Origin of the sequence: Symmachiella macrocystis (genome assembly GCF_007860075.1) — a bacterium.
Lineage (GTDB): Bacteria > Planctomycetota > Planctomycetia > Planctomycetales > Planctomycetaceae > Symmachiella > Symmachiella macrocystis.
In genome coordinates this window covers 3,600,249-3,623,801 of record NZ_SJPP01000001.1, presented here as the reverse complement: position 1 = coordinate 3,623,801, position 23,553 = coordinate 3,600,249, and the positions used below count along the sequence as shown (strand labels likewise).

The 23,553-nt window shown below is 55.7% G+C and carries 16 protein-coding genes and 1 tRNA gene; 8 read left to right on the top strand and 9 right to left on the bottom strand.

The window, feature by feature from the left end:
* Positions 1-49 precede the first annotated feature (49 nt).
* From CA54_RS14040 to CA54_RS14030, 3 genes are all read right to left on the bottom strand, one after another.
* A complete protein-coding gene (locus tag CA54_RS14040; RefSeq protein WP_146371358.1) occupies positions 50-2,329 on the bottom strand; it encodes a glutamine amidotransferase in 2,280 nt (759 codons plus the stop codon).
* Between the two features lie 20 nt (positions 2,330-2,349).
* On the bottom strand, positions 2,350-4,803 hold the full coding sequence (locus CA54_RS14035; protein ID WP_146371357.1) for a vWA domain-containing protein: 2,454 nt from the start codon (positions 4,801-4,803) through the stop codon (positions 2,350-2,352).
* Positions 4,804-5,094: 291 nt separating this feature from the next.
* Positions 5,095-5,952, bottom strand: coding sequence for a carbon-nitrogen hydrolase family protein (locus tag CA54_RS14030; RefSeq protein ID WP_146371356.1), 858 nt, complete (start codon positions 5,950-5,952; stop codon positions 5,095-5,097).
* 249 nt (positions 5,953-6,201) lie between these two features.
* Between CA54_RS14030 and CA54_RS14025 the strand changes: the two genes are divergently transcribed.
* The 3 genes from CA54_RS14025 (at position 6,202) to CA54_RS14015 (ending at position 10,625) form a co-directional block, all read left to right on the top strand.
* Positions 6,202-7,701 carry a TolC family protein gene (locus CA54_RS14025; protein WP_197532457.1) on the top strand — a complete coding sequence of 500 codons (1,500 nt, stop codon included), beginning with the start codon at positions 6,202-6,204 and terminating at the stop codon, positions 7,699-7,701.
* A gap of 267 nt (positions 7,702-7,968) precedes the next feature.
* Positions 7,969-9,504 carry a xylulokinase gene (xylB, locus tag CA54_RS14020; RefSeq protein WP_146372392.1) on the top strand — a complete coding sequence of 512 codons (1,536 nt, stop codon included), beginning with the start codon at positions 7,969-7,971 and terminating at the stop codon, positions 9,502-9,504.
* A 161-nt stretch (positions 9,505-9,665) separates the two neighbouring features.
* Positions 9,666-10,625 (top strand): ornithine cyclodeaminase family protein, encoded by a 960-nt coding sequence (locus CA54_RS14015; RefSeq protein ID WP_146371354.1) that lies wholly within the window; start codon positions 9,666-9,668, stop codon positions 10,623-10,625.
* A 25-nt stretch (positions 10,626-10,650) separates the two neighbouring features.
* Here CA54_RS14015 and bshB1 read toward each other — a convergent pair whose 3' ends face one another.
* Positions 10,651-11,358, bottom strand: a complete 708-nt coding sequence (gene bshB1, locus CA54_RS14010) for a bacillithiol biosynthesis deacetylase BshB1 (RefSeq protein WP_146371353.1) — start codon at positions 11,356-11,358, stop codon at positions 10,651-10,653.
* Between the two features lie 39 nt (positions 11,359-11,397).
* Complete coding sequence (locus tag CA54_RS14005; RefSeq protein ID WP_146371352.1) at positions 11,398-12,618, bottom strand: lactate racemase domain-containing protein; 1,221 nt, start codon at positions 12,616-12,618, stop codon at positions 11,398-11,400.
* A 202-nt stretch (positions 12,619-12,820) separates the two neighbouring features.
* Between CA54_RS14005 and CA54_RS14000 the strand changes: the two genes are divergently transcribed.
* Both CA54_RS14000 and CA54_RS13995 read left to right on the top strand, forming a co-directional pair.
* Positions 12,821-13,429, top strand: a complete 609-nt coding sequence (locus tag CA54_RS14000) for an RNA polymerase sigma factor (protein WP_231963060.1) — start codon at positions 12,821-12,823, stop codon at positions 13,427-13,429.
* 339 nt (positions 13,430-13,768) lie between these two features.
* Positions 13,769-14,362, top strand: coding sequence for a PspA/IM30 family protein (locus tag CA54_RS13995; RefSeq protein ID WP_146371351.1), 594 nt, complete (start codon positions 13,769-13,771; stop codon positions 14,360-14,362).
* 45 nt (positions 14,363-14,407) lie between these two features.
* Here CA54_RS13995 and fhcD read toward each other — a convergent pair whose 3' ends face one another.
* On the bottom strand, positions 14,408-15,319 hold the full coding sequence (fhcD, locus tag CA54_RS13990; RefSeq protein WP_146371350.1) for a formylmethanofuran--tetrahydromethanopterin N-formyltransferase: 912 nt from the start codon (positions 15,317-15,319) through the stop codon (positions 14,408-14,410).
* A gap of 250 nt (positions 15,320-15,569) precedes the next feature.
* The gene (locus CA54_RS13985; protein ID WP_197532456.1) at positions 15,570-16,934 is read right to left on the bottom strand and encodes a right-handed parallel beta-helix repeat-containing protein; all 1,365 of its coding nucleotides are present in this window, start codon (positions 16,932-16,934) and stop codon (positions 15,570-15,572) included.
* A 330-nt stretch (positions 16,935-17,264) separates the two neighbouring features.
* Here CA54_RS13985 and CA54_RS13980 point away from each other — a divergent pair, with 330 nt between their 5' ends.
* From CA54_RS13980 to CA54_RS13970, 3 genes are all read left to right on the top strand, one after another.
* Positions 17,265-18,764 carry a UbiD family decarboxylase gene (locus CA54_RS13980; protein WP_146371348.1) on the top strand — a complete coding sequence of 500 codons (1,500 nt, stop codon included), beginning with the start codon at positions 17,265-17,267 and terminating at the stop codon, positions 18,762-18,764.
* A gap of 134 nt (positions 18,765-18,898) precedes the next feature.
* A tRNA-Thr gene (locus CA54_RS13975) sits at positions 18,899-18,971 on the top strand.
* Positions 18,972-19,612: 641 nt separating this feature from the next.
* Positions 19,613-20,902 (top strand): OmpP1/FadL family transporter, encoded by a 1,290-nt coding sequence (locus CA54_RS13970; protein WP_146371347.1) that lies wholly within the window; start codon positions 19,613-19,615, stop codon positions 20,900-20,902.
* A 269-nt stretch (positions 20,903-21,171) separates the two neighbouring features.
* Here the strand turns inward: CA54_RS13970 and murJ are convergent, their stop codons facing one another.
* Together murJ and CA54_RS13960 are read right to left on the bottom strand one after the other, a co-directional pair.
* The gene (gene murJ, locus CA54_RS13965) at positions 21,172-22,815 is read right to left on the bottom strand and encodes a murein biosynthesis integral membrane protein MurJ (RefSeq protein ID WP_197532455.1); all 1,644 of its coding nucleotides are present in this window, start codon (positions 22,813-22,815) and stop codon (positions 21,172-21,174) included.
* Between the two features lie 23 nt (positions 22,816-22,838).
* On the bottom strand, positions 22,839-23,240 hold the full coding sequence (locus CA54_RS13960) for a hypothetical protein (RefSeq protein ID WP_146371345.1): 402 nt from the start codon (positions 23,238-23,240) through the stop codon (positions 22,839-22,841).
* Positions 23,241-23,553: the final 313 nt, after the last annotated feature.

Here is a 23,553-nt window from a genome sequence, read left to right as displayed (position 1 = left end):
GCTCACATGGCGACTGAGCAGAGTTGGCGGAGACAATCAGAACTCCGCATCAAACCATTCCCCGTTTTTTCCTGAGAAACCATTCGGTCGACATCACACCGACAAAACAGACCAATAAGATCCAGTTGTCCCACAGCGAAACCACTTTGTTTTGCGTCAGTTGGCGATTGATGCCCTTGTCGATCAATTCCTCAAGAAAACCGCGAAAATCTTCCGGCAATAGAAACCGTCCTTGCGTGACCGACGAGATCTCTTGCAACAGTGACGGGTCGGCCGCCGGGTTGTACATTTCCAAATCTTGTTCGAAAACCACAAACCGCGCTTTGGCACTGTAACCCAACGGTTTTCCATTTCGCACCGCGCTGACTTCCACGCGATACTCACCCGGCAAAGCGGATTCGGCGAATTCACCGAAATTCAAATCACCGCTGCGTTGGGGAGCCACGGGATATCGTTTGTCCTCCGGGCCGACTACTTGTGTTTGAAATTCGACATCGGTGAGCGGCTTACCTTCTTCGTCGCGAGCGCCGAAGGTGAAGGGCACTTTTTGTCCGGGACGAAACCGCCGTCCTTCGAGTTTGACCCACACCGAGTCATCGCCTTGTGAGTCCTTGTTCGCCAACCACAAGATCACTTGCCGCCAGAACTGTTGTTGCTCATTGGCGAATCCCGCCAGATACCACAGATACGTGGTGTCGCCGGCAAAAGCCATCACGCGGCCGGGGTTGTATTCTTGGGCGATCAATAGCGGTTGTTGCGTCTCAGTTTCCGCCAGCACGCGGGCCAGTCCCAGCTTTTTGGGCGTGAGTTTGGTTGCTCCTTCCAGTTTGGGAAGTTGTTCCCAACCGGTACTTTCGTCGCCGAGATTCCCCATTCGCATCACAAAATCGCCGCGACCTTCGATGGTCGGCAACATTTGTACCGGATTGGAGATTTGCAAACTCTCGTCCAATTCATCCTCATTGAGGATCTCCGTGGGGTACATCACCACCGGGAGCAGATCCTGTAGCGGTGTCGTCGCATAGCCGCCGGCACCGAAACTGTGAAATCCGCCGGTCATGATCAAACCGGCACCTTGACTGACAGCTTCGGCCAATCGCCTCAGGTTCCGTTCGCCAAAAACCTTGGCAGGGACGTCGCCGATGATGTAGACGTCGTATCGGCCCGGTTCGAACCATTCGTCTTGAATTTTCGTCGGCTCAGCCTCGCCCCGATAGCGGACGATTTGCCGGTCGATTTGGATATCGGGAGAGCGGCCAACCTCGGCCAGCTTTCCCATTTCTGGCCGCCAAATATCGAAGTAAGCGACGCTCAACCCACCTTTGAGCACCGTGACAAAGGTGGTGAGCACATTGTTGCTGGTAATCAACTCGCCTTCAAGCGGCTCGACTTCAATAGAGATTTTGTATTCGCCCGCGTATTGCGGCGTCCATGTAAACTCGACCGGCAGCACGTCTTGTGTGCGTGTCGTGCGCAGCTTCTGCGCCGGTGCCGCTAGTTTCATGTTGTTCTTGTTGGGATCACGAATGCTGGGATCTTCGACCATCAATTTGACCGTCAAATCGCGATTGGCGACCCCCAAGGCGCGGATATTCGCTCCGACCAGCACTTGGTTCTTTTCAAACACCGTCGGATTGACCTTCAAATCCTCAGCGATTTGATCCATCGTCGAATCGGTGAGACTCGATGAACCGACGCCGACGGTGTGTATCGGCGCATTGTGCGCCGCCCGGTATTGGCGGACTGCTCCGCGCGGATCGATGTCGAACGGCGGCAGCGCTCGTTGTGCTCCATCGCTAAACAGAAACACACCGGTCACGACATCGGGTTGCAGGGTACGGGTCAGGTATTCCAAGGCATGACCGATGGCCGTCATTTCCCCATCGGCGGCCGAGGAGGGCTTGTCCACCTGAGTGATTTCGCTATTGAACTCGTAATGTACGACCTCAACCTTTTCTTTAATCTGGTCCAACAAGTCTTGATTGTCAGCCAATGTTTTTAGAATCGTCTCCCAGCGCGTCAATCCACCCGGACCGTCGGCGAGATCCAAGCTCCGCGAGTTTTCGTGTACGAGAACCAACTGCCCGGAGCGCTCATCGGTTTCCGTTAGAACCAACGAGGGTCGGAACATTGCCCAAATCAATAGCAACGCCGCCACCGTTCGCAGCCCCAACAACCAGAATCGCGTGCCCCGTGATAAATGCGCGACCCGCTGCCGATAGGAACGCAGGACGATCACCAACAACACAATCGAAACCACGACCACCACCGGCCAGGGCCAGATGGGTTCAATCCGGGGTTGCAGGTTGTCGGGGAAGATGTCGAACATGGGGAATCCGCAGTAGGCCCTTAGACGGCTGGTTGATCAGCGTTTGATGACATCCCGCGCGCGATATCTTCCGCGGCGGTCGTCTCGGTTTCGTAGAAATAATTGGCCACGAAATGCTCAGCGACAAAAATCCCAATCATTATTGCCAACACCCAAGGGAAAATTTCTCGTCCGACACGGCCTTGCCGGACTTGTCGTGTGAGGTTGTCGATATCGCGGGCCGCTTCATACCGTCCTTCACCGAACAATTCATCAAGATCACTGGTGCCCAAACGCGAAAGATCGCTTTCCGAGGCGACGGCATTGATGCTGAAACCTCGTTCGAATTGAATGTCGGCGTTACGAGGGATGAGGCGATAATTCCCCAACAGCCGCGCATCGTCAATCACCACTTCGTCCGCGCCGGGCGGAAGATCCTTGCCCGGTTGTGTGCGATCTGGCTTTCGGATCAGCAACTGTTTGATCTCGAATTCGTCGGAGAGTTTGATGACGGGAATTTGTCCGGCGGTATAGTTGTAACGCTCATCGTCGTGCCGGGAAACGTATTGCGCCAACTGATCGCTGAGCACCACGGCGACATTCACGGAGGTCACTAGATTACTCCATTCGCTGCGGTCAAACGGCGTGGTGATCATCACGACACGGCCTTGGCCGACGGTGCGTTCAATGATCGCCGGGGTTTCGTTCGCGTCGGTGTAGGGTACGATCACGGTCGCATCGTCGGCTGGTTTTGTCCGCCAGTGTCGTGTGACGTTTACGCTCGCCAATTCGCTCGTATCCCATTCGGCGAATGTCCGCAACAGTGGATGCGTGAGGTTTCGCAGATCGAATTGTTCGGTTTCTTTGAAAGGACGATTCGCCAATAAGTCCGCCGGCAAAATAGCCTGAGCGGTTTCATCGAGGTAACTGGCTTGGTTGACGTTCGGGCCTAAAAAGAGAACGGCCCCTCCGCCAGCCTCTAAAAATCGTTGCAGAGCCCGCCAATCAGCGAATCCAGGCTGCCCCACGTCCAGCCAACAGACCACATCGAAACGGCTCAAATCCTCAGCAGCGAACTTCGCCGAGTCGATGACTTTAGTGCGATACGGCGAATCCCCCGAGAGTTCCAATTCCTCCGGCGACAAAGCGGTCCGGAAGAAATTGGCTTTCGTCGCATAATTGTCCGAGACGACCAGCACTTGCTTGGGAGGCTGAACTTCGATGGTGAATGAAATGGCATCGTCAAACGACAACGAATCGTCGGTTTCTAACCGGACCTCTCCCTGGACCACCGGCCCGGTCAAACCGCTGAGGGGGAACCGCGCGCGGGTGGCGATTTGGTCGACCTGCACGTCGGTGCTCCCCTGGTCGATCATTTCACCTCCAGGACCTTGGATCGAAATCCCAACAGTCTTAACACCACTGCCGGTTCCGCTGCCGGTCACGGCTGCATCGACCGTCACCACACCCCCTTGCGGAACCGCTTGGCTGGACAGTCGCAAGTCGGTCAAACTGGTGTTCGAGGGTTCCTCGACACCAACGTCGATCAAATACACCCCCAAGGCCGCTAAGCGTTCCAGTTCATTTTGCAATAACCGCGCTCCTTCTGGCTGCCAAGCGTGCTGGGCCAAGTCCGTGAAAATGTACAATTCCCGGACAAATTGATCTTCAAATTTCTCCCCGTCAGCAACCGCACCTTGCCCGCGACTAATGTCGTCCACTTGCAGGTCGACCACTGCGCGAATGCGGTCATTGATGGCCGCGGAGATTGCTGACGATTTCAATTCCTGAATCTGTGTTTGCGCGATAGCACGATCGGGACTGAAATGGATCGGTTCATTGGATGCCGTATCACTAATGGCGATGCGACTTGATCCGGGGAGGTTATTCAGATGCTCCGTGGCAATTTCTGCCGCACGTTCTAGCCGCGTCTTATTTTCATATTTGAAGTCCATGCTCAGACTGGTGTCGAACAGGAACACCGCTGCGACGGGCAGGTTTTCCGCCTGTTGAATGGTCGGTTGTGATATCGCCGCGGATATCCGCCGTTGAAAGGGCCAAACAACAAGCAGCAGAAGCAGCACCAACGTTCCAACAGCAACGCCTCCGCGTAAAAACGACCGCCGCTGGGCCAAGTCATACTCCGGTAATTGTTTACGGCGCCAAAAACGCAACATCGCCCAATACCCGCCCGCCGCGGCTGCGAGAATGAAGAGCGTCGTCACGATTTCACTCATCGACGGCGAATAATTGGCTGAGGGAACCGTGGGCCGCGCCAGCCCGATTACTATCAGTGCAATCACGGCCATGCGTAGTAACAACAGCAATAAATGCCGCAATCGCATCCGCCGACGGTTGGCCCGTCGTTGCATCTGAATCAACCGCAACGCGGGAAACAGCAACTTTTTGGGTTTGGCCCGTAACAGAAAATGCAATATCACCGGAATGACGGCCAGCGCCAAGAAGTAGAGCAGTTGTGGATTCTGCGGTGACATTTACGGGAGGGGTTCGAGAATGAAATGATTCTTTAGATGAGCGACGTTTTTCACTGTGTGACAAGTTCGCGGACTAAAAACGGAGCATGGTGGCCGCATTCGTCAAAGGACCTAGATTTGTGTTCCCCCCTATCCTACAACAATCCAGTAGTCGGCGTCCAATGCGCAGCCTCAGTATCAGCCGACCGTAACCGCTGCCTGTCGCCAGTCTTGGCAGCCACAAAATGGCGATCCCTTCGCCCGGGGCTAAGTGTAGATTTCATGAGATTGCTGCATTCCTTTCGCCAATTCTCAATCGACGTCAGTCCGTCCCGGCGGCGTTCGTCCATGCGGCTCGATGACCGGGCCGTAGAGATGCGGACGGCGGTCAGCAAAGCGGTCAATTTCGTGTTTGCCGGGCACTCGAACATAATGTTTATTCCGTGCACGCGACAGGTCGATTTCGGCGTAGAGAATGGCTTCGTTGTCGTGAGGCAATGTGGCCAACGTGGCTCCAGTCGGGTCGGCAATGCAACTGTGTCCGATAAATGGAAACCCATTTTCCTCACCGACACGGTTCACGGCAATGTAATACACGCCATTCTCCAAAGCACGCGTGTTAATCGCGCTGGCAGCGGCACACTCGGAACCGGGGGGCCAATTGGTAGGCAAGGCGATCAAATCCGCCCCTTGCAATGCCAAGCAACGAGCCGCCTCGGGAAACGATGCGTCATAGCAGATATTCATACCAACGTTCATTCCGCCGGCAGCGTGCACAGCGAAGGGACGATCGCCATAACTGGTAAACCGGTCGATGCCCAGAAACGGCAAATGCACCTTGCGGTAACTTCCCAAGACCCCCGCGGGACCAACCAACACTGCAGCGTTGTAGAGACTCTCCCCCGCTGCTTCCAGCATGCCGACGACGGCAAAACTATTGGTCGCTGCACACGCTTCGGCGAGTCGTTGCGTTGACGGTCCGGGAATCGTCTCGGCAGATTCGAGCGCTTCCTCGCGGCTGTCGAAACAATATCCCGTCAGTGCGCATTCAGGAAACACGGTCAGCGTCGCGCCGGCAGCGGCGGTCTGGGTCAATTTTGAGATAATCTTTGTCAGATTCGCCGCGGGTTGTCCCAATGCGACATCCATCTGCACACCGGCAATTTTCATAGTCTCGACTCCACATCACGTGTTTTGAGAGTGAACAGGGTCTGTACCATGTGGCAGCCAAAAGATCAACAATTGTCGCCGCTCTGGCCAACCTCGGCCAAGAGAGACCCAGCCACCCTTAGGAAACATTCAATCCCAATGACTGTTACCGTCGATACAAACGTCATGCGCATGGTCCGCACCTAGCGCTGTTGTAAGATGACCCAAACCCCACCGCAGTCACTCGTCCTCTCCCCAGGGATGAAGTCCATGGAACGATCCTACCAGCGCGTGCGCCGCTTCGCACTCGTTCTCCTCAGCGCTGCACCGTTAGTCTTGGCGTTGCCAGCACGCGAACGATACGTACAAGCTGATGAACCGCTGCCTGGTCAAGTCGATGCGGCGCGGGCCGATGATTCGGGAGTCGTCCATCTTTCCAACGCGGATTTGTTTATCGATTTTTCCGATGCCAGCATGTCCACCATCAAATCGTCTCCGCCGGATGCGATCCAGCCCGAACCGGGGGTCGCCTATTCGCTGTCGGAATTGGAAGAGTTGGCCCTGGCGACCAATCCGACATTACAGCAAGCGGCCGCCGAGATCATGCGGCTCAATGGTGTGCGTGAGCAAGTCGGGCTACGTCCTAATCCGATCATGGGTTATCAGGCAGCGGAAGTCGGCAATGAGGGTTACGCCGGCCAACAAGGACTGTTTATTGGGCAAGAATTTGTTCGCGGCGGTAAATTAGAATTGAACCGCGCCGTCGCAGGCAGTGCTGTTGAACAAGCCCGTTGGAGGCGAGAAACGCAACAACATCGCGTCATCAACACCGTCCGCCGCCGATTTTATGAATCGCTCGGCGCACATAAAACGTTGGAACTAGCGTTGGACTTACAACAGTTGGCGCAACAGGCTGCGAAAATAGCAGGCAGTTTGGAAAAAGCAGGGGAAGGGACCTATTCGCAAGTGCTGCAAGCCGAGATCGAAGCCCAGAGTAATTTGAATCTGGTCAAAACATCGCGCGTCGTGCGTCAAACCTCGCTGAAACGTTTATCGCTGGCTGTTGGTTCCCCCGCATTACAGCCAGAGAACCTCGTTGGCAGTCTCGACCAGACCCCGCCGGATCTGGAATTCGATTCGGTCTGGAACTGGTTGACGGAAAACAGCCCAGAACTGCAGGCGGCGTATTATAATGTTCATCGCGCTCGGTGGGCGATCCAACGCGCCGAAGCCGAACCGATTCCCAACATGGATGCTCAACTCGGTATCGCACAAGATTTCGCCACGGACTATACCATCGTCAACATTCAAGTCGGTTTTCCGATCCCGATTCACAACCGCAATCAAGGCAATATCACCGCCGCCCAAGCCGAGCATATTCGCGCCTGCCGCGAAATTGAACGTCTGCGGTTGGACCTGCGCGACCGTCTCGCCACCGCGTTTCAAAGCTATCAAAACGCGCGGATACAAATGGAGAGTTATCGCGATAAAATCCTGCCCAAAGCCAAGCAGAATCTCGATCTGGTGAGCCGTGGCTACAAAGAAGGACAACTCGATTATTTGCAATTGCTCACCGCGCAGCGGACCTATTTTCGCCAAAGTCTCGCAGCGGTGCAAATACAAACGGCCTTGTGGTTGAGCGTCGTCCGCCTGCAGGGATTGCTGATTTCCGAAGGTCTAGGAGCCCCTGGAGAAATTGCCTCCGAAGTCACGCCGCCCGACATCAATACGGACTACCCGGTGGGGTTGTTTCCGATGATGTTGCCGTGATCGATGTTTGGCACTTTACGCGGCATCGTGGTGGCAGTAGGCCCTACTGCTGTATTGTTGCTGGACAATTCGTCGCCGATGCTGCAGAATCGCTCGCGGCATCTTGCTGACGGCGTTCCTCCAGAAATGTTCTGTTGTATGCGGTGGCGCGCGCGAATCTCATTGGCAGGTTTCGCCCTGCAATGGCGAGTTGCCACACGACAATCAACCAATGGGCAGACCATTTCATTCATTGACCGTCACATTTCGCAACAAGGATTCACAGCGATGGGAATTTATCTGGGCATCGACGTGGGCACCAGCGGCACGAAAACGTTGGCTATACGAGAAGACGGTCAGATCGTTGCATCCGCCACAGCGGAATACCCCCTCGACAGCCCCAAACCGGGATGGTCCGAGCAGAACCCGGCCGATTGGTGGAAGGCTGCCGTACGCACCGTCAAGCAGGTTCTCAAAGCTGGAAAATTCAAACCGGCTGAGGTCGCTGGGATCGGCCTGAGCGGACAAATGCACGGCAGCGTCTTTTTGGACCGCGACCACAATGTCATCCGCCCGGCAATTTTATGGAACGACCAGCGGACCGCCGCCCAATGCGCCGAGATCGAATCTAAGGCCGGTGGACGCAAAAAACTGATCAACATGGTCGCCAACCCAGCGCTGACCGGATTCACGGCTCCCAAGATCCTCTGGCTCCGCGAACACGAAACCCGCAACTATTCCCGAACGGCGAAGATTCTTTTGCCGAAGGACTACGTTCGTTTCCGGCTCACCGGTGAATTCGCCACGGAGGTCAGTGACGCATCGGGAACGTTGTTATTGGATGTCAAACGCCGGCGGTGGTGTAAACCGCTGCTCAAGAAATTGGACATTGACCAGGAACTGCTGCCGCCGGTATTTGAATCCGAAGAGGTCAGCGGCAAGCTTTCGCCGATCGCCGCCAAACAAATGGGCCTTGCCGCCGGTGTGCCGGTGGTTGGAGGTGGGGGAGACCAAGCGGCCGGTGCGATCGGCAACGGCATCGTCCGCCGAGGTGTAATTTCCGCCACAATGGGCACCAGCGGCGTTGTCTTCGCGCACAGTGACGAAGTTCAAATCGATCCCCAAGGGCGCGTGCATACTTTTTGCCATGCGGTCCGTGACAAGTGGCATGTGATGGGAGTCGTCCTTTCGGCAGGTGGCAGTTTTCAATGGTATCGAAATCAACTGGGTGCCGCTGAAGTGAAAGCCGCCCGTCGTCAAAAAATCGATCCCTACGAATTGCTGACCGCCGAGGCGTCCCAGGCGCCGGCGAGTTGCGAAGGGTTGTATTTTCTCCCCTATTTAACCGGCGAACGGACACCGCACGCGGACCCACATGCTCGCGGCGCTTGGATTGGGTTATCACTGAGGCACGGCAAACCGCATTTGATTCGCTCGGTGATGGAAGGCGCGACGTACGCCATGCGGGATTGCCTGGAAATCATCGAGGGGATGAAAATCCCCGTCCGCGAAATCCGTCTCTCCGGTGGTGGCGCCCGCAGCCCCTTTTGGCGGCAAATGCAAGCGGATATTTATGGCAAGCCGGTAATGACCATCAACGCCGAAGAGGGCCCCGCGTTCGGTGTCGCCTTGCTCGCCGCAGCCGGAACGGGTGCCTATAAAGACGTCGTCGAAGCATGTGCAGCGGCCATCGACACAACTAGCCGCACCACTCCCGACCGCAAAACCAAAGCCGCCTACAACCGCGCCTATCCCCTGTATGGCAAGTTGTATCAATCCCTCAAGGAGAACTACGCGGCCATTGCCGAGTTGGTCGAATCATAGTTTTTTATCATGTCGAATCCATGAAACGAGCAAACACAACCGCACGCATCTGTTCGCAGGAATTCTCATTTTTTAACGATTTACGAGCGCCCCTCTGTTCCCTCCCCGCTAGAATGACTTAAGCTCGCAGTTTCGCATCCCACACGAATGAAAGAGATGGCATGGCTGCACTGTTCATTACTGAAGAAGAGGTTCGCGACCTGTTGGATATGGAAACGGCCATCGAAGTCGTGGAACAGGCGTTTGTCGCTCTTGCCGAAGGAACCGCGGAGAACGTGCCGCGCGCACGCGCCTTCGCACCTGGCCCGTTCTTTTTGCACACCATGTCAGCCTCGGCTGACTATCTGGGTGTCGCCGGATGGAAAAACTACTCCAGCCGGCCCGGGCATGTCGACTTTCTTGTTGGTCTGTACTCGATCGAAAGCGGCAAACTGTTAGCGTTGATCGAGGCCGATTACTTGGGACAACTCCGCACCGGCGCGGCTACCGGTGTCGCCACCGACTACATGGCGCGGCCCGATTCCAAAGTCGTTGGTGTTTTTGGCACCGGCAAACAGGCTCGCACCCAGTTAAAAGCAGTCTGCGAAACGCGCAAGATTGATTATGTCGAAGTCTACAGCCGCAACGACGAAAACCGCCGCCGTTTCGCCGACGAGATGTCTGAATTGTGCAACACCGAAGTCGAACCGGTCCATGCGCCCGACACGGCTGCGACGGAGAAGGATATTGTGATCACCGCCACCGGCAGCTCGGCTCCGGTGTTCGACGGTCGCGTTTTGGACGAAGGGACGCATCTCAACGTGGTCGGTTCGAATTTTTTGCAGAAAGCGGAAATCGACGTCACCACGGTTCGCCGCGCCGATGTCATTGCCTGCGACAGCATTGCCCAATGTCAATTAGAGGCGGGCGATTTCTCAGCGGCACTCACAGAACACGCGATCGATTGGCCGCTGATGCACGAACTATCAGCAATCGTCACCGGCCGCAACACAGGCCGTCCGCAAAAGGATAGCGTCACGTTGTTCAAATCGACCGGACTGGCGATTGAGGATGTCGCCCTGGCAGCAAAACTCTTGGACTTGGCAACGCAAGAGCGAATCGGCAAACCGTTGCCGTTTTAATGCAGCCGCGGTCATGCTGTGAGATTCAAATCAGTGATTCCAAACTGCCCAGCCCAATCTCCTCGCGGCTGGCAAACGGCTCACCGTATCCCTTGCCGATGGTCCATCCCCAATACCGCGCGCGATCCTGAATGTCGTCAAGAATCGTGGGGAATTCCTTGGGCCGGTTGATGAGGACTTGGCTTTCGTAGCAACGGATCGATTCCATTTTGGTCTCGATGTGCTCACTGATGTCAAGCACCAGCGATGGCTTCGGATGAATCCGCAGATGGATGCTCCAAAAATAGAGGATGCGCGGCGGCCAAAATGGCTGAGCCGGCAGATCGGTCCGTGAGAGTTTTGACCAGAACCGTGCCGCATCACACAGAGCGCTCGCCACCACATGATCGGGGTGCGCATCGTCCCAGTACGGCGCCAAAATCGTTTGCGGACGTGTCCGCCGAAATACACCCGCCAATGCCCGCCGCGCTTGCAGAGTATGTTCCAGGCTGCGGTTAGGGAGTCCCAAATTTTCGCGAAAATCGAGTCCCAGCACTTTCGTAGCCGCTGCGGTTTCGCGTTGGCGAATCGCCGGTGTGCCGTGCGGTGTCGGTTCTCCGCTGGTCAATTCCACGACGCCGACCCGCAGCCCCTGTTGCCGACTGAGGAGGATGGTGCCGCCGACACTGATCTCCGCATCATCGGGATGCGGTGCAACGACAAGCACATCGAGCGGGGTTTCCGGATCAGTCATGAGTCTCTCGCCATCTTCGAAGAAATCCAGACGGATGTATTAAGACCGCACGTTCCCATACGCGTGTTGCGCCCCATCCAGGAAAATACAGGATCCCGCCTCGGCAACGATCGCATCAACAGCACTCTCACTGGCTAACGGCTGCATATGCAATTCCGAGACGATGCTGTCGCGGACATGACTCAACAAATGCACCTCCGCCCAGTCGAGAGCATCGGCCAATTGCAGGGCCGGAATGAGGTCCGGTGGGGACAGATCACAGAGCGGTTGAATCGCATCGCGAGGTTCGTCGCTGCCACGGATCAGCTGCATGCCATCGCCCGGCTCGGCGGACAATTCCGAAAGGATCACAATCCGGCCGCCCCGCGTAACCAGCCGTCGGGCATTCGCCACTGCCGTCCCAAATTGTTCCCAGCTGTGCCCACCCGCATCCGCACTAACGGCCGCCACGACGACCTCGGCACGTTCATCGACTTGCAGTCGCCAATGATCACCCAACAAAGAAATGCCGCGTCGTAAAACCGACTCGTTGGCTCCGCTCAACACAGTCAACACTTCGCCACGCCCGGCGGCGATCACCTGCACGCTCACCTGCGTGCCAAGCAACCAAGCGACTTCGTCGACGAGTTGCCGAAAGGGACGTTCTTCATCGGGACCGAGTTCACTGTGTCCTTGTCCCTGCGCGCGGCCAAATGCATCGGCTGAGGAGAGACCTGGATAAAACACGCTATTGGTTCCGCGGTATCCCATGACCGGATCGAAGGTGATTTGACCGATGCTCAGCACAAAATCGGCTTCGACCAAATTGCGGGAAAGATAAATCCGCTGGCCTCCCGCCGTCGTTGCGACATATGCGTTTTGGTTTTCATCAGCCGGGTCGTGGATTTCCCATTCGATTTGCGCTTGGATCGAATCGACCAACTGGCTGCGGGGATCGATCAATAAACCATTGCCGGTCGACGCGGGTTGCAAAATCGTCACATCACCCGGTTCGATGCCGCTGGCGATGAGGATCTCGCAAACAGCGTCGACAATCTCCGCTGCCCGCGGTGTGTGATGGTCGACGGCGAGTACCACTTTGTCACCGGGCACGACGCACTGTGACAGCGGAGGAAAATCGAGCGGCTGCTCGAAAGCCGTCTTGAGATCCGCACCAAAATCCGCCGTGGGATGCGGAAGCGCTAGTTGCGCCTGGAGTTGCGAGGGATCGCAATCGCATTCATAAACGCGGCGTTGGCCGTAATGCAGTGAAATGGACACAGTAAAAAACTCGCCGAATAATCCTCAAAACACCACACACCCAACAGCCAGAGGACGAAACTTACGGGAACGTATTAGTGACATCCGACGCTGGCGCCACTATAGTGGGAAGTACTGAGACGTCAACTGGGGCGGCGCGTATGGCGGCCGGGAGACCAGTCTGGGAGATTCAACAGTTAAGTTGTAGCGCGAGAAGAATGCCGTGCCGGAACCGGAAACAGTCACCAATAACGACGATCGCCTGATGATCGAAATTCAGGCCGGGAATTCCTGCGCCTTTGAAGAGTTGGTCGTCTGTTACCAAGCACCGCTGATTGGGTTTTTCTTCCGAAATACGCGCGACCGACAAATGTCGGAGGATTTGACGCAAGAAACGCTACTGCGAGTCTACAATCAATCGTGGGATTACCTCCCCATGGGACGGTTTCGCGGGTGGATGTATCGAATCGCCCGCAACCTGATGATTGACAGCATTCGCCGCCAGTCACACGACGCACTGATTCGCGCAGTGCAATCTCGCGACGAAGACGACAACGCTCTTGCGCGGCTGGTAGGCGAGGTCGTTTCTCCTGAAGATCAAACACACGTGAAGGAACTGGCGCAAATCGTCGATAATTTGCTGCAACAATTGCCCGAGCTGCAGCGAACGACCTTTGTGATGCATCACTACGCTGGTTTGACGCTCTCGGAAGTGGCCGATGCCACAGAGACGACGACTTCGACCGCCAAAAGCCGCTTGCGTTTGGCGCGTGAAAAACTCCAAGAAAAATTACTCTCCCGCGGCGTGCGCGGGCCGGCCGAAGACTATTGACGATCGACAGTTATCGTTTAGCGAAATCTCAGAAAAATGTGATGACAAAAAACAACACTCGCAGCCTAGAATGATCACAGATGGCATCTCCCAGAGGGCGATGGGAAGATTCCATTAAAAATTGATGGAATATGAGCTGATGAGTGAACCATTTTCAGCGGTTTGACGTTACCAAGGGATGCTCTCGACGCACCAGCGAAGCATCGGGACTTTTTTTAACGGCCCACGAGAACCCGTTTCAAAATTCGGTTGTGCACGGTCTGGGGAATTCACCAGAATCAACACAACCAAACAGCAGACGATTTTGAGACGCGTTATGAAGGAATCGGAGTAGCGGCGATGACCTATTTCAGCCGGCTCAGTGACATAGTCACCTGTAATTTGAATGAATTGCTTGATCGGGAGGCCGACCCACATGCGGCCATCTTGAGTATCCTCCGCGAAATGGAAGCGGGTGTCGCCGGCGCTAATCGTAGCGTCGCGACCGCGACCTCGAATCAACAGCGGATTCAATCCGAAATCGACGAACACCGCCGACACATCGCACATTGGCAGGACAAAGCCCGCGAGGAACTGTCAGCCGGTCACGAGGAAGCTGCACGGCGAGCGTTGATGCGAAAACGGGAAGTCGAAGACTTGATTGCCGGACTGCTGCAACAACACACAGCCGCCGTCTCCACCAGCGAGCAATTGGAAACCACCCGCCGCGCCCTAGAAGCACGACTTGCGGAAGCGCGGCGGCTGCAAGAACAAATTCTCAGCCAATCCAACGCATCCTCCGCCAACGACACCGTCGACAATCTGCTGGACGACACCCAAGTCCTCGGCACAGAGGCGGACGACGATGTTTCTGCCGATGCTCCCACCGGACGTGATCCCGCCATCGAAGACGAACTCGCCGCTCTGCGCCGCGAGTTAGAACAGAAGGATTAGCGCAATAGCAATAGGCACACCGGATTCGTCTCAAATAACGAACGGCTACAGGAGATCCTTGAGGTAAAAATGGTGCGGGCCAAGCTTGCCACCGTAATTTCCAGCCGTTACCAATTCGATCTCCTCCACACTGCAAGCAGCGTGCAAGCCCGCTTGCATGGCTGCCTGAACATCGTCGGCAGCCAAGCCGTCGATGACGATTTCATAGACTGCCTCCACGGTTTCGGGAATCGCCAGGTCGGTCATGCCTCGTAGTGTCGGGCAATAAGCATCGTTCGTGCTGGCGTTGAGTTTTTTGTATCGCGAACCAACCTTACTGCCGCTGCGGACAATCCCTCCAGGAAACGGCAGGATCACGTTGGGAATCTCACGAATCGCAGTCACCGCCGCTTCTGATGCGGATAAGGCGGCTTGGGGAGAACGTCCCGCGATAATGAGATTGCCGCCCGCGACCCCCTTGAGGGACCCGAAACGATCCTCGCAAACGAATTCGCCATCCATCACCGGGATCCGCCAAAGTCGTTGCGTGCCAATTTTTTTGGATTGTTGAAACGAGTCACCGAAAAACCGCAATTGCCCGCCGACGGAGAACTGTTTGTCCGTTGGCGTATCCAACAGTCCGTTGTAACAAGCGGTCGTCGGACACGTCAGCACGCATTGCCCGACGCGTCCGACAACGGCCTTTGCCAAGGCATCGCGATTGAAGGCAAAAACCAACACGCTCACCCCCGGCCGCCCATCGGGCGTTTCATCAGCCGACAGCAGACGCTCGACGGCAGCCTCGGCGTCGCAGGCAATCACGCTGGTCGCATAACCGGTCATCACCGTCCCGGCCACATCAGCCCAATGGGCATTGGCAGCCGTCACAATCACCCGCGCCGCCATCGTCGGAAACGCCTCAGCAAACGTATCCACAATGGAAACGCCATTCAAAGTTAGCTCAGCGGTTGTCGTCATTGTGGAATCGTTCCAGGTTTTGCCAGTGATAATTCGTATTCAAATTAAAAACGAAAGAAGAAAAACTCACGCAAAGGCGCTGAGCTGCAAAGGGAAAAAAGGGGGCTCTCCGCTCCCTGTTCTTTCCGGCTTCGTGTCTTTGTACGCTAACTTTTTTATTGTGAATCTACCGTCCTGAATTGAAAGGTGCGTCGCGACGCACCCTACTTTGGGAGGTTTGAATCCGTGTTTTATCTGTGTGAATCCGTGGCTATTTTTCAACTTCAATCAACTGCAGATTAACATGATTCGCCGCGTCCCCCAGTTGGTTGGGGACTTTGTGTTGCCGGTGCAGTGTGATCTTTCCGGTGACGTCCTGCAAATCATGCCCGCCATGATCATCGACATAATCCAAAGCCGGGCCAATTGCGTCGTAGTACAGATGACAGTTGACGAATTCGACCCCACCCGGTGCGGTGACAATTTCGGGCCGCCGTAGGTGAAAGAAGACGGCAGGCCGCGGTCCACCATAATCCTGGTGCCGTGCGACCCAAGAGTTTCGCCAGTTACAATCCACAAACCGGACTTTCACGCTCTTGGCTGATTTGTCAAAGATCTTCGCCCCCTCCTTGCCGGTATTTTCTGAGGTGCAGTTGATAAATTCGATCAGACCTTGCGGCCCGTCATCCCGCGCGGTCCCGACCGCCATGCCGGCCCAACCGCGCATCTGGGGATCGGTGAAATCATCCGCTGCCATGCCCGGTTTGCCCATCCGCGTGAGACAGTTTTCAAACCGCACCGAGACCGGTTCCGACTCCGCAGACAGCGGTTTGAGATACACCAAAATCCCGTGCCCCGAGTTGTCTTCCATCACGCAATTACGAACCACGCAATTCATCAACCGCTCATCCGGACTATCCGGTTCGAGATCGATCCCCGCTTCCGGAGCGGTCCCGTCTGTCCCTGAGAGAATGCAATTTTCAACCAACAGGTTTTCCGCGCTAATCACGCTAATTCCTTGACGGTGGTTGTCGTGGCAGACGCAATCACGAATCGTGATGTCGGTGCACCAACGGTTTTTGCCGCTGGAACCGATATAAATTCCGTCGCCGCCAGAACTTTCAACACGCAGTCCCGAAATATCGACCCGCTGACAGCCGACAATACGCAAGCCCATTCGCCATTCCGCTTTTTCATAGGGAGGCTGTTGGTAATCCTTTTTGCGCATGCGGAGCGTCGCGCCGTACCCACGAATGGTGATGTCCGATACGTCTTCAGCGCGGATTAACGAGTCTCCGCCGCCGCGGAATTCCCCGCCTTTAGCCAACACCAACACGCCGGGCTGAAAGACCAGCTCCAGATTTCCATGCAACTGAATCGGCCGCACAATCCAGGGTTGCCCCACGTAGGGGACAATCACTTTTTTGGCGCCCGAATCAATCGCAGCTTGCAACGTATCGGTGGCATCTTCAGCATCGAAACCCCACCAAGCGGCATTGGCAGTTGTCCGTTTCCCGGAGGCCACTTCTTCAATCGCCTTCTTATCAGCACCGTCGCCCGCAAAGGCGTTCGTGATCGTACCGGAAAAGATTAGTGAAATGGTAGCGGCCGTCAGCAGCAATGAGCGAATTTGCACTTCTCGAGGACTCCTAATATCGTTGAGTGGTCTTTCCAAAATCATAACGGCGAACGTTTGCAGCAGTCCAGCGGAAGCGCTGTTGCAGCAACCAATAAATACAGTGCAACGGTAGGGCGGGCTCCCGCCTGCCGTCATGGAGGTAAGAGGCAACCCACCAAAAACGACCGCTGCCAATTCGAGCGGCAGCTCGCACAAAACATCCCACCGCCGCCATTCAACTGAAATCCGGGGGGCGAGCACAAGTCAACGGGTGGGGAAGTTGTTATAATCCTCCCCATTCCGATCAAGACGATTCGACTTCCGTACCCTAAATTCGCAGCGACACATATGCCGTACGATCATCTCGCTGATTTTTTGTCCGACCTCCACGATTCCGGCGAGTTGATCCGCGTGGCGGCTGAGGTCGATCCCGTTTTGGAAATCGCCGCAATCACCGACCGCATCACACAGTCCGCAGACGGGGGGCCGGCACTCCTCTTCGAAAACGTCAAACAGACCGCGCTACCGGTAGCAGTCAATCTATTGGGCAGCGAAAAACGGATGTGCCGCGCTTTGGGGGTTGCCGATGTCGAAGAGGTGGCTCACCGCGTCGCCGGCTTAATCAGTCCCGCACTTCCCGACGGTTGGTTGGAGAAACTCAAGCTGTTGCCTCAATTTTCGCAGTTGACGAATCTGCCACCCAAAACAGTTGCCACAGCGATCAGCCAACAGGTCGTTAAAGTCGGCCGCGACATCGATCTGGGAGAGTTACCGCAACTCCATTGCCGTCCCAAAGAGACTGCGCCGTTTATTACCCGCGGCCAGATTCATACTGTCGATCCGGTGACCGGGACGCGACATGTCGGCAACGTGCCGTTGGAGATCCGCGGAGCGACCTCGGCGCTGGTGCATTGGACACCACACGACGTCGGGTTTCAAAATTTTCGAAAAACCTGCCAGCTTGGCAAGCAGACCCCCGTGGCGGTATCGCTGGGAGGCGACCCACTGCTAGATTTCGTCTGCACGCTGCCGCTGCCGGCCGATAGCGACCCGTTGGTCTTCGGCGGATTTTTGCGAGATAAAAACATCGAAGTCGTCGCCTGCCGTAGTGTGGAATTGCAGGCGCCCGCACATGCGGAAATCGTCCTGGAAGGCTACATCGATGCCCTGCACGAACTGCAACCGGGGAGCGAGTTTGGCAGTCGAACAGGGTATTATGCACCCCGCATGCCGCGACCACTGTTACAACTCACCGCGCTCACGCATCGCGCCAATCCGGTCTTCCCCACGACGGTGTTCGGTCAACCACCGCGTGAAGAGTTTTGGATGAACCGCACAGTCCAGCGAATTTTTCGGCCGTTGATCAAATTGTTCTTGCCCGAGATCGAAGATTTCCACCTACCCCGCAGCGGAGCAGGGCGGAACATCTGTTTTGTTTCGATCAACAAAACCTACCCGCAACAGGCTCGCAAAGTGATGAACGGCATCTGGAGCCTGAACCAATTGATGTACAGCAAGCTGGTGGTGGTGGTCGATGCGGGTGTCGATTTGCTCAACGAGGAGCAAGTCTGGTTTCAAGTCGGCGCGAACCTAGATCCCGCGCGAGACGTCTTACAGACCAGCGGCCCAGCCGACTACCTGGACCATGCCAATGCAATTGCCGGAACCGGGGCCAAGATCGGCCTGGATGCGACCACGAAATTCCCAGAAGAGACCCAATCACGCCCCTGGCCGGCGCAATTGGACATGCCGCAGGAGATTGTCGACCTCATCGAACGCCGCTGGCCGGACTACAAAATCGGCCAGATTCCCTCGCGAGAAGACAAAAAACCGCCACATAACGGCTAAGCGAAAACCACCCTATCAACAGTCCCCCAAAGGGTTTGCCGCCCCCCGCCATTCGGCTTGCAAAACCGGCCAACGTAAGATATACCATTGCTGTGACGTTCCGCGAAAATCCGCAGGAACTGCCTACACTCCAAGCCGCCGTAGCTCAGTTGGTAGAGCGACGCATTCGTAATGCGTAGGTCAAGAGTTCAAGTCTCTTCGGCGGCTCTACAAAAGCCCTTCGATTGCAATCCTAGGGCTCTTTTTCAGTAGATTGAGCGTTCCCGATGTTTCGAACAACCAATTAGAAACATCCCTTCAATTCGTCACAGGATCCGACGCAGACGGCAGTAGGCTGCCTATTAATCGAATCTTGAATCCAAACCGTCGACGTGCAAACGTCGATGGTTTTTTCGTTGATCATGAGAAGACGGCGACCTTCTTGCAGATCTGAGCAATCGACTGTCCTAGAGCAAGCAACCGTTCTACTTCGCTAGAATGCTGAATAATTTGTTACGCAATGAGACATTTTCTCGGCATGTCCGGCGTCCCATTCTGGGCCCCCATTGCTTGGCATTCTAAGACGCCAATTGATGTCGGTTCTGGATGTCATGTCAGTGTCAAAAGGTATCGATTCTGCGGATTTTGCGGATCGAATCGCTTAATCCCGCCGTTCTGACCTAGTTTTCGACGTTATTCCAATAGCCCGTTTCTGGAATTGGTCGAATTTAAGCATCGAAGTAGTTGTGACGAAGGATCGGACTTTGCCGATTCTTCCTGATTGACACAACCAAATTTCCTGAGGCTCTATCCTCGCTCACGAGAGCCTTGGTGAATGCCTATCTCAGAACATAGTCGGGGGAGCGTCGATGCACCGCAATCTGCAAGCGTTAATCGTGCTGACAATTTCAGTTTGCACAATCGCAATCAATGCTCAAAATGCGCAAGCGCAAGCCTTCGGCGTCGAGTTACACAACACAATGATGCCCGTGTCCGGCGCGATGGGTGGAGCGAGTTTGGCACGGCCGCAGGATGTGCAGTCGGCGATCAACGGCAATCCTGCCACGGTCGCACGGTTGACCGGAACCACATTCGGGTTCAGCGGATCATGGGTCGAGTCGACCTTTAACATCTCGAACAATCCGCCAGCGGGGAGTCTATTTTCCCAACTCGTGGGGCCTTTTGAGGCAAAGTCCGTAGGCCAAGGGTCGCTGTTGGGGAACATCGCCGTCGCGCAAGATCTGCGTCCTCTGGGTGTTCCCGGCACGCTAGGTGTGGGGCTGATCAGCTCCGCTGGGGTCGGTAGCAGCTTTCGCCAAGTCCCCGAAAGCAACGGCACCTCAGCCTTTCTCGCCTTTCTGGATGTCAACGTGGCGGCCGGCGTTGACGTGACTGAAGAATTGTCGGTTGGTGCTAAGCTGCAACTCGGCAATGGAACTTTGGACGGCCCGTTCGTGGGGCTGACTGGAGCTGCCTATGACTATGCATTACGGGGGTCGGTCGGTGTCGACTACGACATTGCGCCAGCGACGACGGTCGGCTTTTACTATCAAACGAAACAAAGCTACAACTTCGACGACGCGGCGATTCTCGATGTGCCCCTGCGTGATCCCATCATTTCTGACATTTTTGTCGATCTGCCGAACAACTACGGGCTTGGCATCGCTGATGAATCTCTGATGAACGGGCGGTTGCTGCTGGCAGCCGACGTCCTGTTCAAGCAATGGTCCGATACGGATTTATTCGGGGCGGTTTACGACGACCAGTGGGTTTTCCAATTCGGCAGCCAATATTCGGTGAACGACCGCGTCAAACTGCGACTGGGTTATGTTTACGCTCAAAACGCCACACGAACGCAAGTTGGGAATTCAGCTGGAGGCGTGACGCCTCCCGGTGGTCAAGCCGCCATCCGCTACGTGCAGGCGCAGTTCCCGGCGTTCAACCGTCATCGTCTCACAGGTGGATTTGGGATTAAGGACTTGCTTCCCAACGTCGATATGGACTTCTTCGCCGGCGGCATGTTTCGCGACACGGAGACCTTTGGGGATTTCACCTCAGACGAACTGGCCACGTACTGGGTCGGCACGGGCCTGACATGGCACTTCGGCGGAGGCTGTTCAAACCAAACCTGCGACGCGTGTGCGCTAGTTGCACATTAATTCAATGCCGCAAACGAACGAGCAAATGGCCAAAGACATTAACCTCGCTTCGAAGGATAGCGACAACTGTGAATAGTACGCCGAGTTACAGTGGCATTTCCCTCCCTCTAAACGCACAGTGGATCAGCCAAAATCGGTGAGTTCAAAATCGCTGATCCTCAGAAACATCTGCCAACCGTCGCTGTAAAAAACTCTCGAAAATGGCGAGTCAAAACGCGCAGATATCACATGCCCCCAATCAACGTCGTACGTAGTATGACCTACACCAGCTAATGCTCCTCGTCGACCTTGCGGCGGAGGAGCATCTTTAGTTCGTTCATGCCCAACAGCGTCGCGGCGGCGTAATAGGTGATTACCGACACCGCGACGGGAATCACCACGCTCAGCACGCGGGATGGAATTCCTTGGGCATCGCCGCACATCCACATGGCGACGAAGCAAGCCGCTGACATCACGGCGGTCGCTATGCCGGCTTTGTAGACCGTCCTCCATAGGCGGCCAGCGTCGATCTGTCCGGCGCGGGATTGGATCATCCACGTCAGCACAAGCACTTGTAGCGTAGCGGAAATCGTTGTCGCGTACGCCAATCCTTCTCCGCCCAGCGGCCAGATCAATGTCAGATTGAGCGCCAGATTCACAGCTACACTGGCTAGCCCCACTCGGAGGGGTGTCGTGCGGTCATCGAGCGCGTAATAGGCCCGGTATAATATGAGCTGTCCGCAATAGGCCCAAACGCCGCAGCCATATCCGGCAATCAACCCAGCCGTGCGCGCCGAGTCACCGGCGTCAAATTCGCCGTATTCAAACAAGGTTGTCGCCAGCGGTCGTGCCATCAGTACCAACCCCACACTGGCAGGAAATCCGATGGCGACCACCAACCGCAGTCCCAATGTCAAATCGTTCCGCAAGAGGTCATAGCGTTGTTGTGCCGCATGCCGCGCAAGCAGGGGGAACAACACCGTTCCCAGTGCGACACCAAACACGCCGAGCGGGAATTGGTAGAGCCGCTGGGCATAATAGAGCGCCGCCGCTGCCCCCTCTTGGAGTGGCGGGTTCTCTAAAAACCGGGCAAAGCCCCAGGCGATCAATCGGTCCGCGAGGGTATTGATCAGCGTGGTCGACATGCCCAGCATGACCGGTAATGTGGCCCACGCGATTTCTCGAACGCGGGGCATGGCTGAGCTCCAGTCCGTGCGAAAGTGATAGCCGTATTTTTTGAGCAGCGGCCACTGCATGGCGACTTGCACGCCTCCGGCGACGATAATGGCAGCAGCGATCGCATAGGCCTGACTGAGCGCATCGGGAGCGAATAATGGGGCGACCAACCACAGCGTAGCGATCCAAAACAGATTTAACATCACCGGCACCAAAGCAGGTAACGTAAAATGCCCCAACACATGCAGAACCGCACTCACCTGCGCAGCCAGGCAGATCAAAATCAGATAAGGCAACATGGCCGCGGTGAGGCCCAGGAGGATATGGATGTCCGTATCGCGGCTACCCCATTTCAGCAGTCCCCAAATACCGAGTTCACCGACAAGCACCAAGGCTGTCAAAGTAACAGTCAACAGCGCGAAGACGGCGCTGACGAGCCTCCAGACGTTTTCGCGATCCGGTTTTTGCAGTTCCCGCGTGAGCACCGGCAGAAACGACGCGGAGAGGGCTCCCTCGCCAAACAGACGCCGGGCGAGATTGGGAATGCTGAAGGCAACGACAAAGTGATCGGCGATGGGAGAGAGACCAAACAAAGCGGCCATGCCCATGTCGCGGATCAGACCTAAAACCCGACTGAGCAGCGTGCAAAGGCTAACGATTCGCAGTCCGGAAAACAGCCGTTGCCGGTGTTGAGCGGGAGCATCCGCCTCGCCACCGACGATACCGGATTCAGCCGCAGTTTCGGAGGGATTCTGCACAGAGGTCAACCGGTCGCTATGCCTCAGATGCGGGCGGGAGTCGGTTCGAGCCGTGCCCGGTTGATATTCAACTGGTGCAGAATGCTCATAACGGGATCGATCGGTAGACCCCATTCCAAGGACCAGCAAATCACATCCAGGTTTTCGTAACCGCGTAGCACGCGATCGAGGATGCGATCCAGCAGTAGGTCGTTTTCGACCAGCAGTCGGGGAATCAGACCGAAGTCGTTGTCACCGAACTCCGTCCAGTGTTGCCTGCCCGTCAAATGCTCTAAACATTTGCCGCGGCAATAGTGGGGCCAATAGCGATCGTACCATTGCCCGAGGGCGACAGATCCGACGTCCCACCCCTGCTTTTCGCTTTCGATCCACTTATGGCGCTCGGCTTCGCGAAGCCCTTCCTGGTATACGCTTAAACAAGCCACGACCGACTCCTTTGCACTCTCGGTGCAAAGTGGAGAAATAACAGCGAACGAATCTCTCGATTCTATCTCAACACCAAATCCGCAGCAAGATAAGTTCTCAGATAAATTCGCCAAAAATTAGCAGGGTCTTCATCCAACAAAACCGGTCGCACTCCAGCAATTAAGAATGAAACAATAAATGCTCGATACACCTGCAATTCAAGTATTCAACAAGCAAATACAGCATCCGGCCGCTGCGGAATTCACGGCTGACTTGGTGCCGCATCACGAGGCTGGTACGATGCAACCAGCTAATAGATTTCCCTACACGTCG

Excerpts from the sequence above, each read along its gene's own strand:
- CA54_RS13995 (WP_146371351.1), top strand. The coding sequence starts at position 13,769 with ATGACCTATTTCAGCCGGCTCAGTGACATAGTCACCTGTAATTTGAAT.
- CA54_RS14030 (WP_146371356.1), bottom strand. The coding sequence starts at position 5,952 with ATGAAAATTGCCGGTGTGCAGATGGATGTCGCATTGGGACAACCCGCG.
- CA54_RS13970 (WP_146371347.1), top strand. The coding sequence starts at position 19,613 with ATGCACCGCAATCTGCAAGCGTTAATCGTGCTGACAATTTCAGTTTGC.
- CA54_RS14025 (WP_197532457.1), top strand. The coding sequence starts at position 6,202 with ATGGAACGATCCTACCAGCGCGTGCGCCGCTTCGCACTCGTTCTCCTC.
- bshB1 (WP_146371353.1), bottom strand. The coding sequence starts at position 11,358 with ATGACTGATCCGGAAACCCCGCTCGATGTGCTTGTCGTTGCACCGCAT.
- CA54_RS14035 (WP_146371357.1), bottom strand. The coding sequence starts at position 4,803 with ATGTCACCGCAGAATCCACAACTGCTCTACTTCTTGGCGCTGGCCGTC.
- CA54_RS14040 (WP_146371358.1), bottom strand. The coding sequence starts at position 2,329 with ATGTTCGACATCTTCCCCGACAACCTGCAACCCCGGATTGAACCCATC.
- xylB (WP_146372392.1), top strand. The coding sequence starts at position 7,969 with ATGGGAATTTATCTGGGCATCGACGTGGGCACCAGCGGCACGAAAACG.
- CA54_RS13980 (WP_146371348.1), top strand. The coding sequence starts at position 17,265 with ATGCCGTACGATCATCTCGCTGATTTTTTGTCCGACCTCCACGATTCC.
- CA54_RS14015 (WP_146371354.1), top strand. The coding sequence starts at position 9,666 with ATGGCTGCACTGTTCATTACTGAAGAAGAGGTTCGCGACCTGTTGGAT.
- fhcD (WP_146371350.1), bottom strand. The coding sequence starts at position 15,319 with ATGACGACAACCGCTGAGCTAACTTTGAATGGCGTTTCCATTGTGGAT.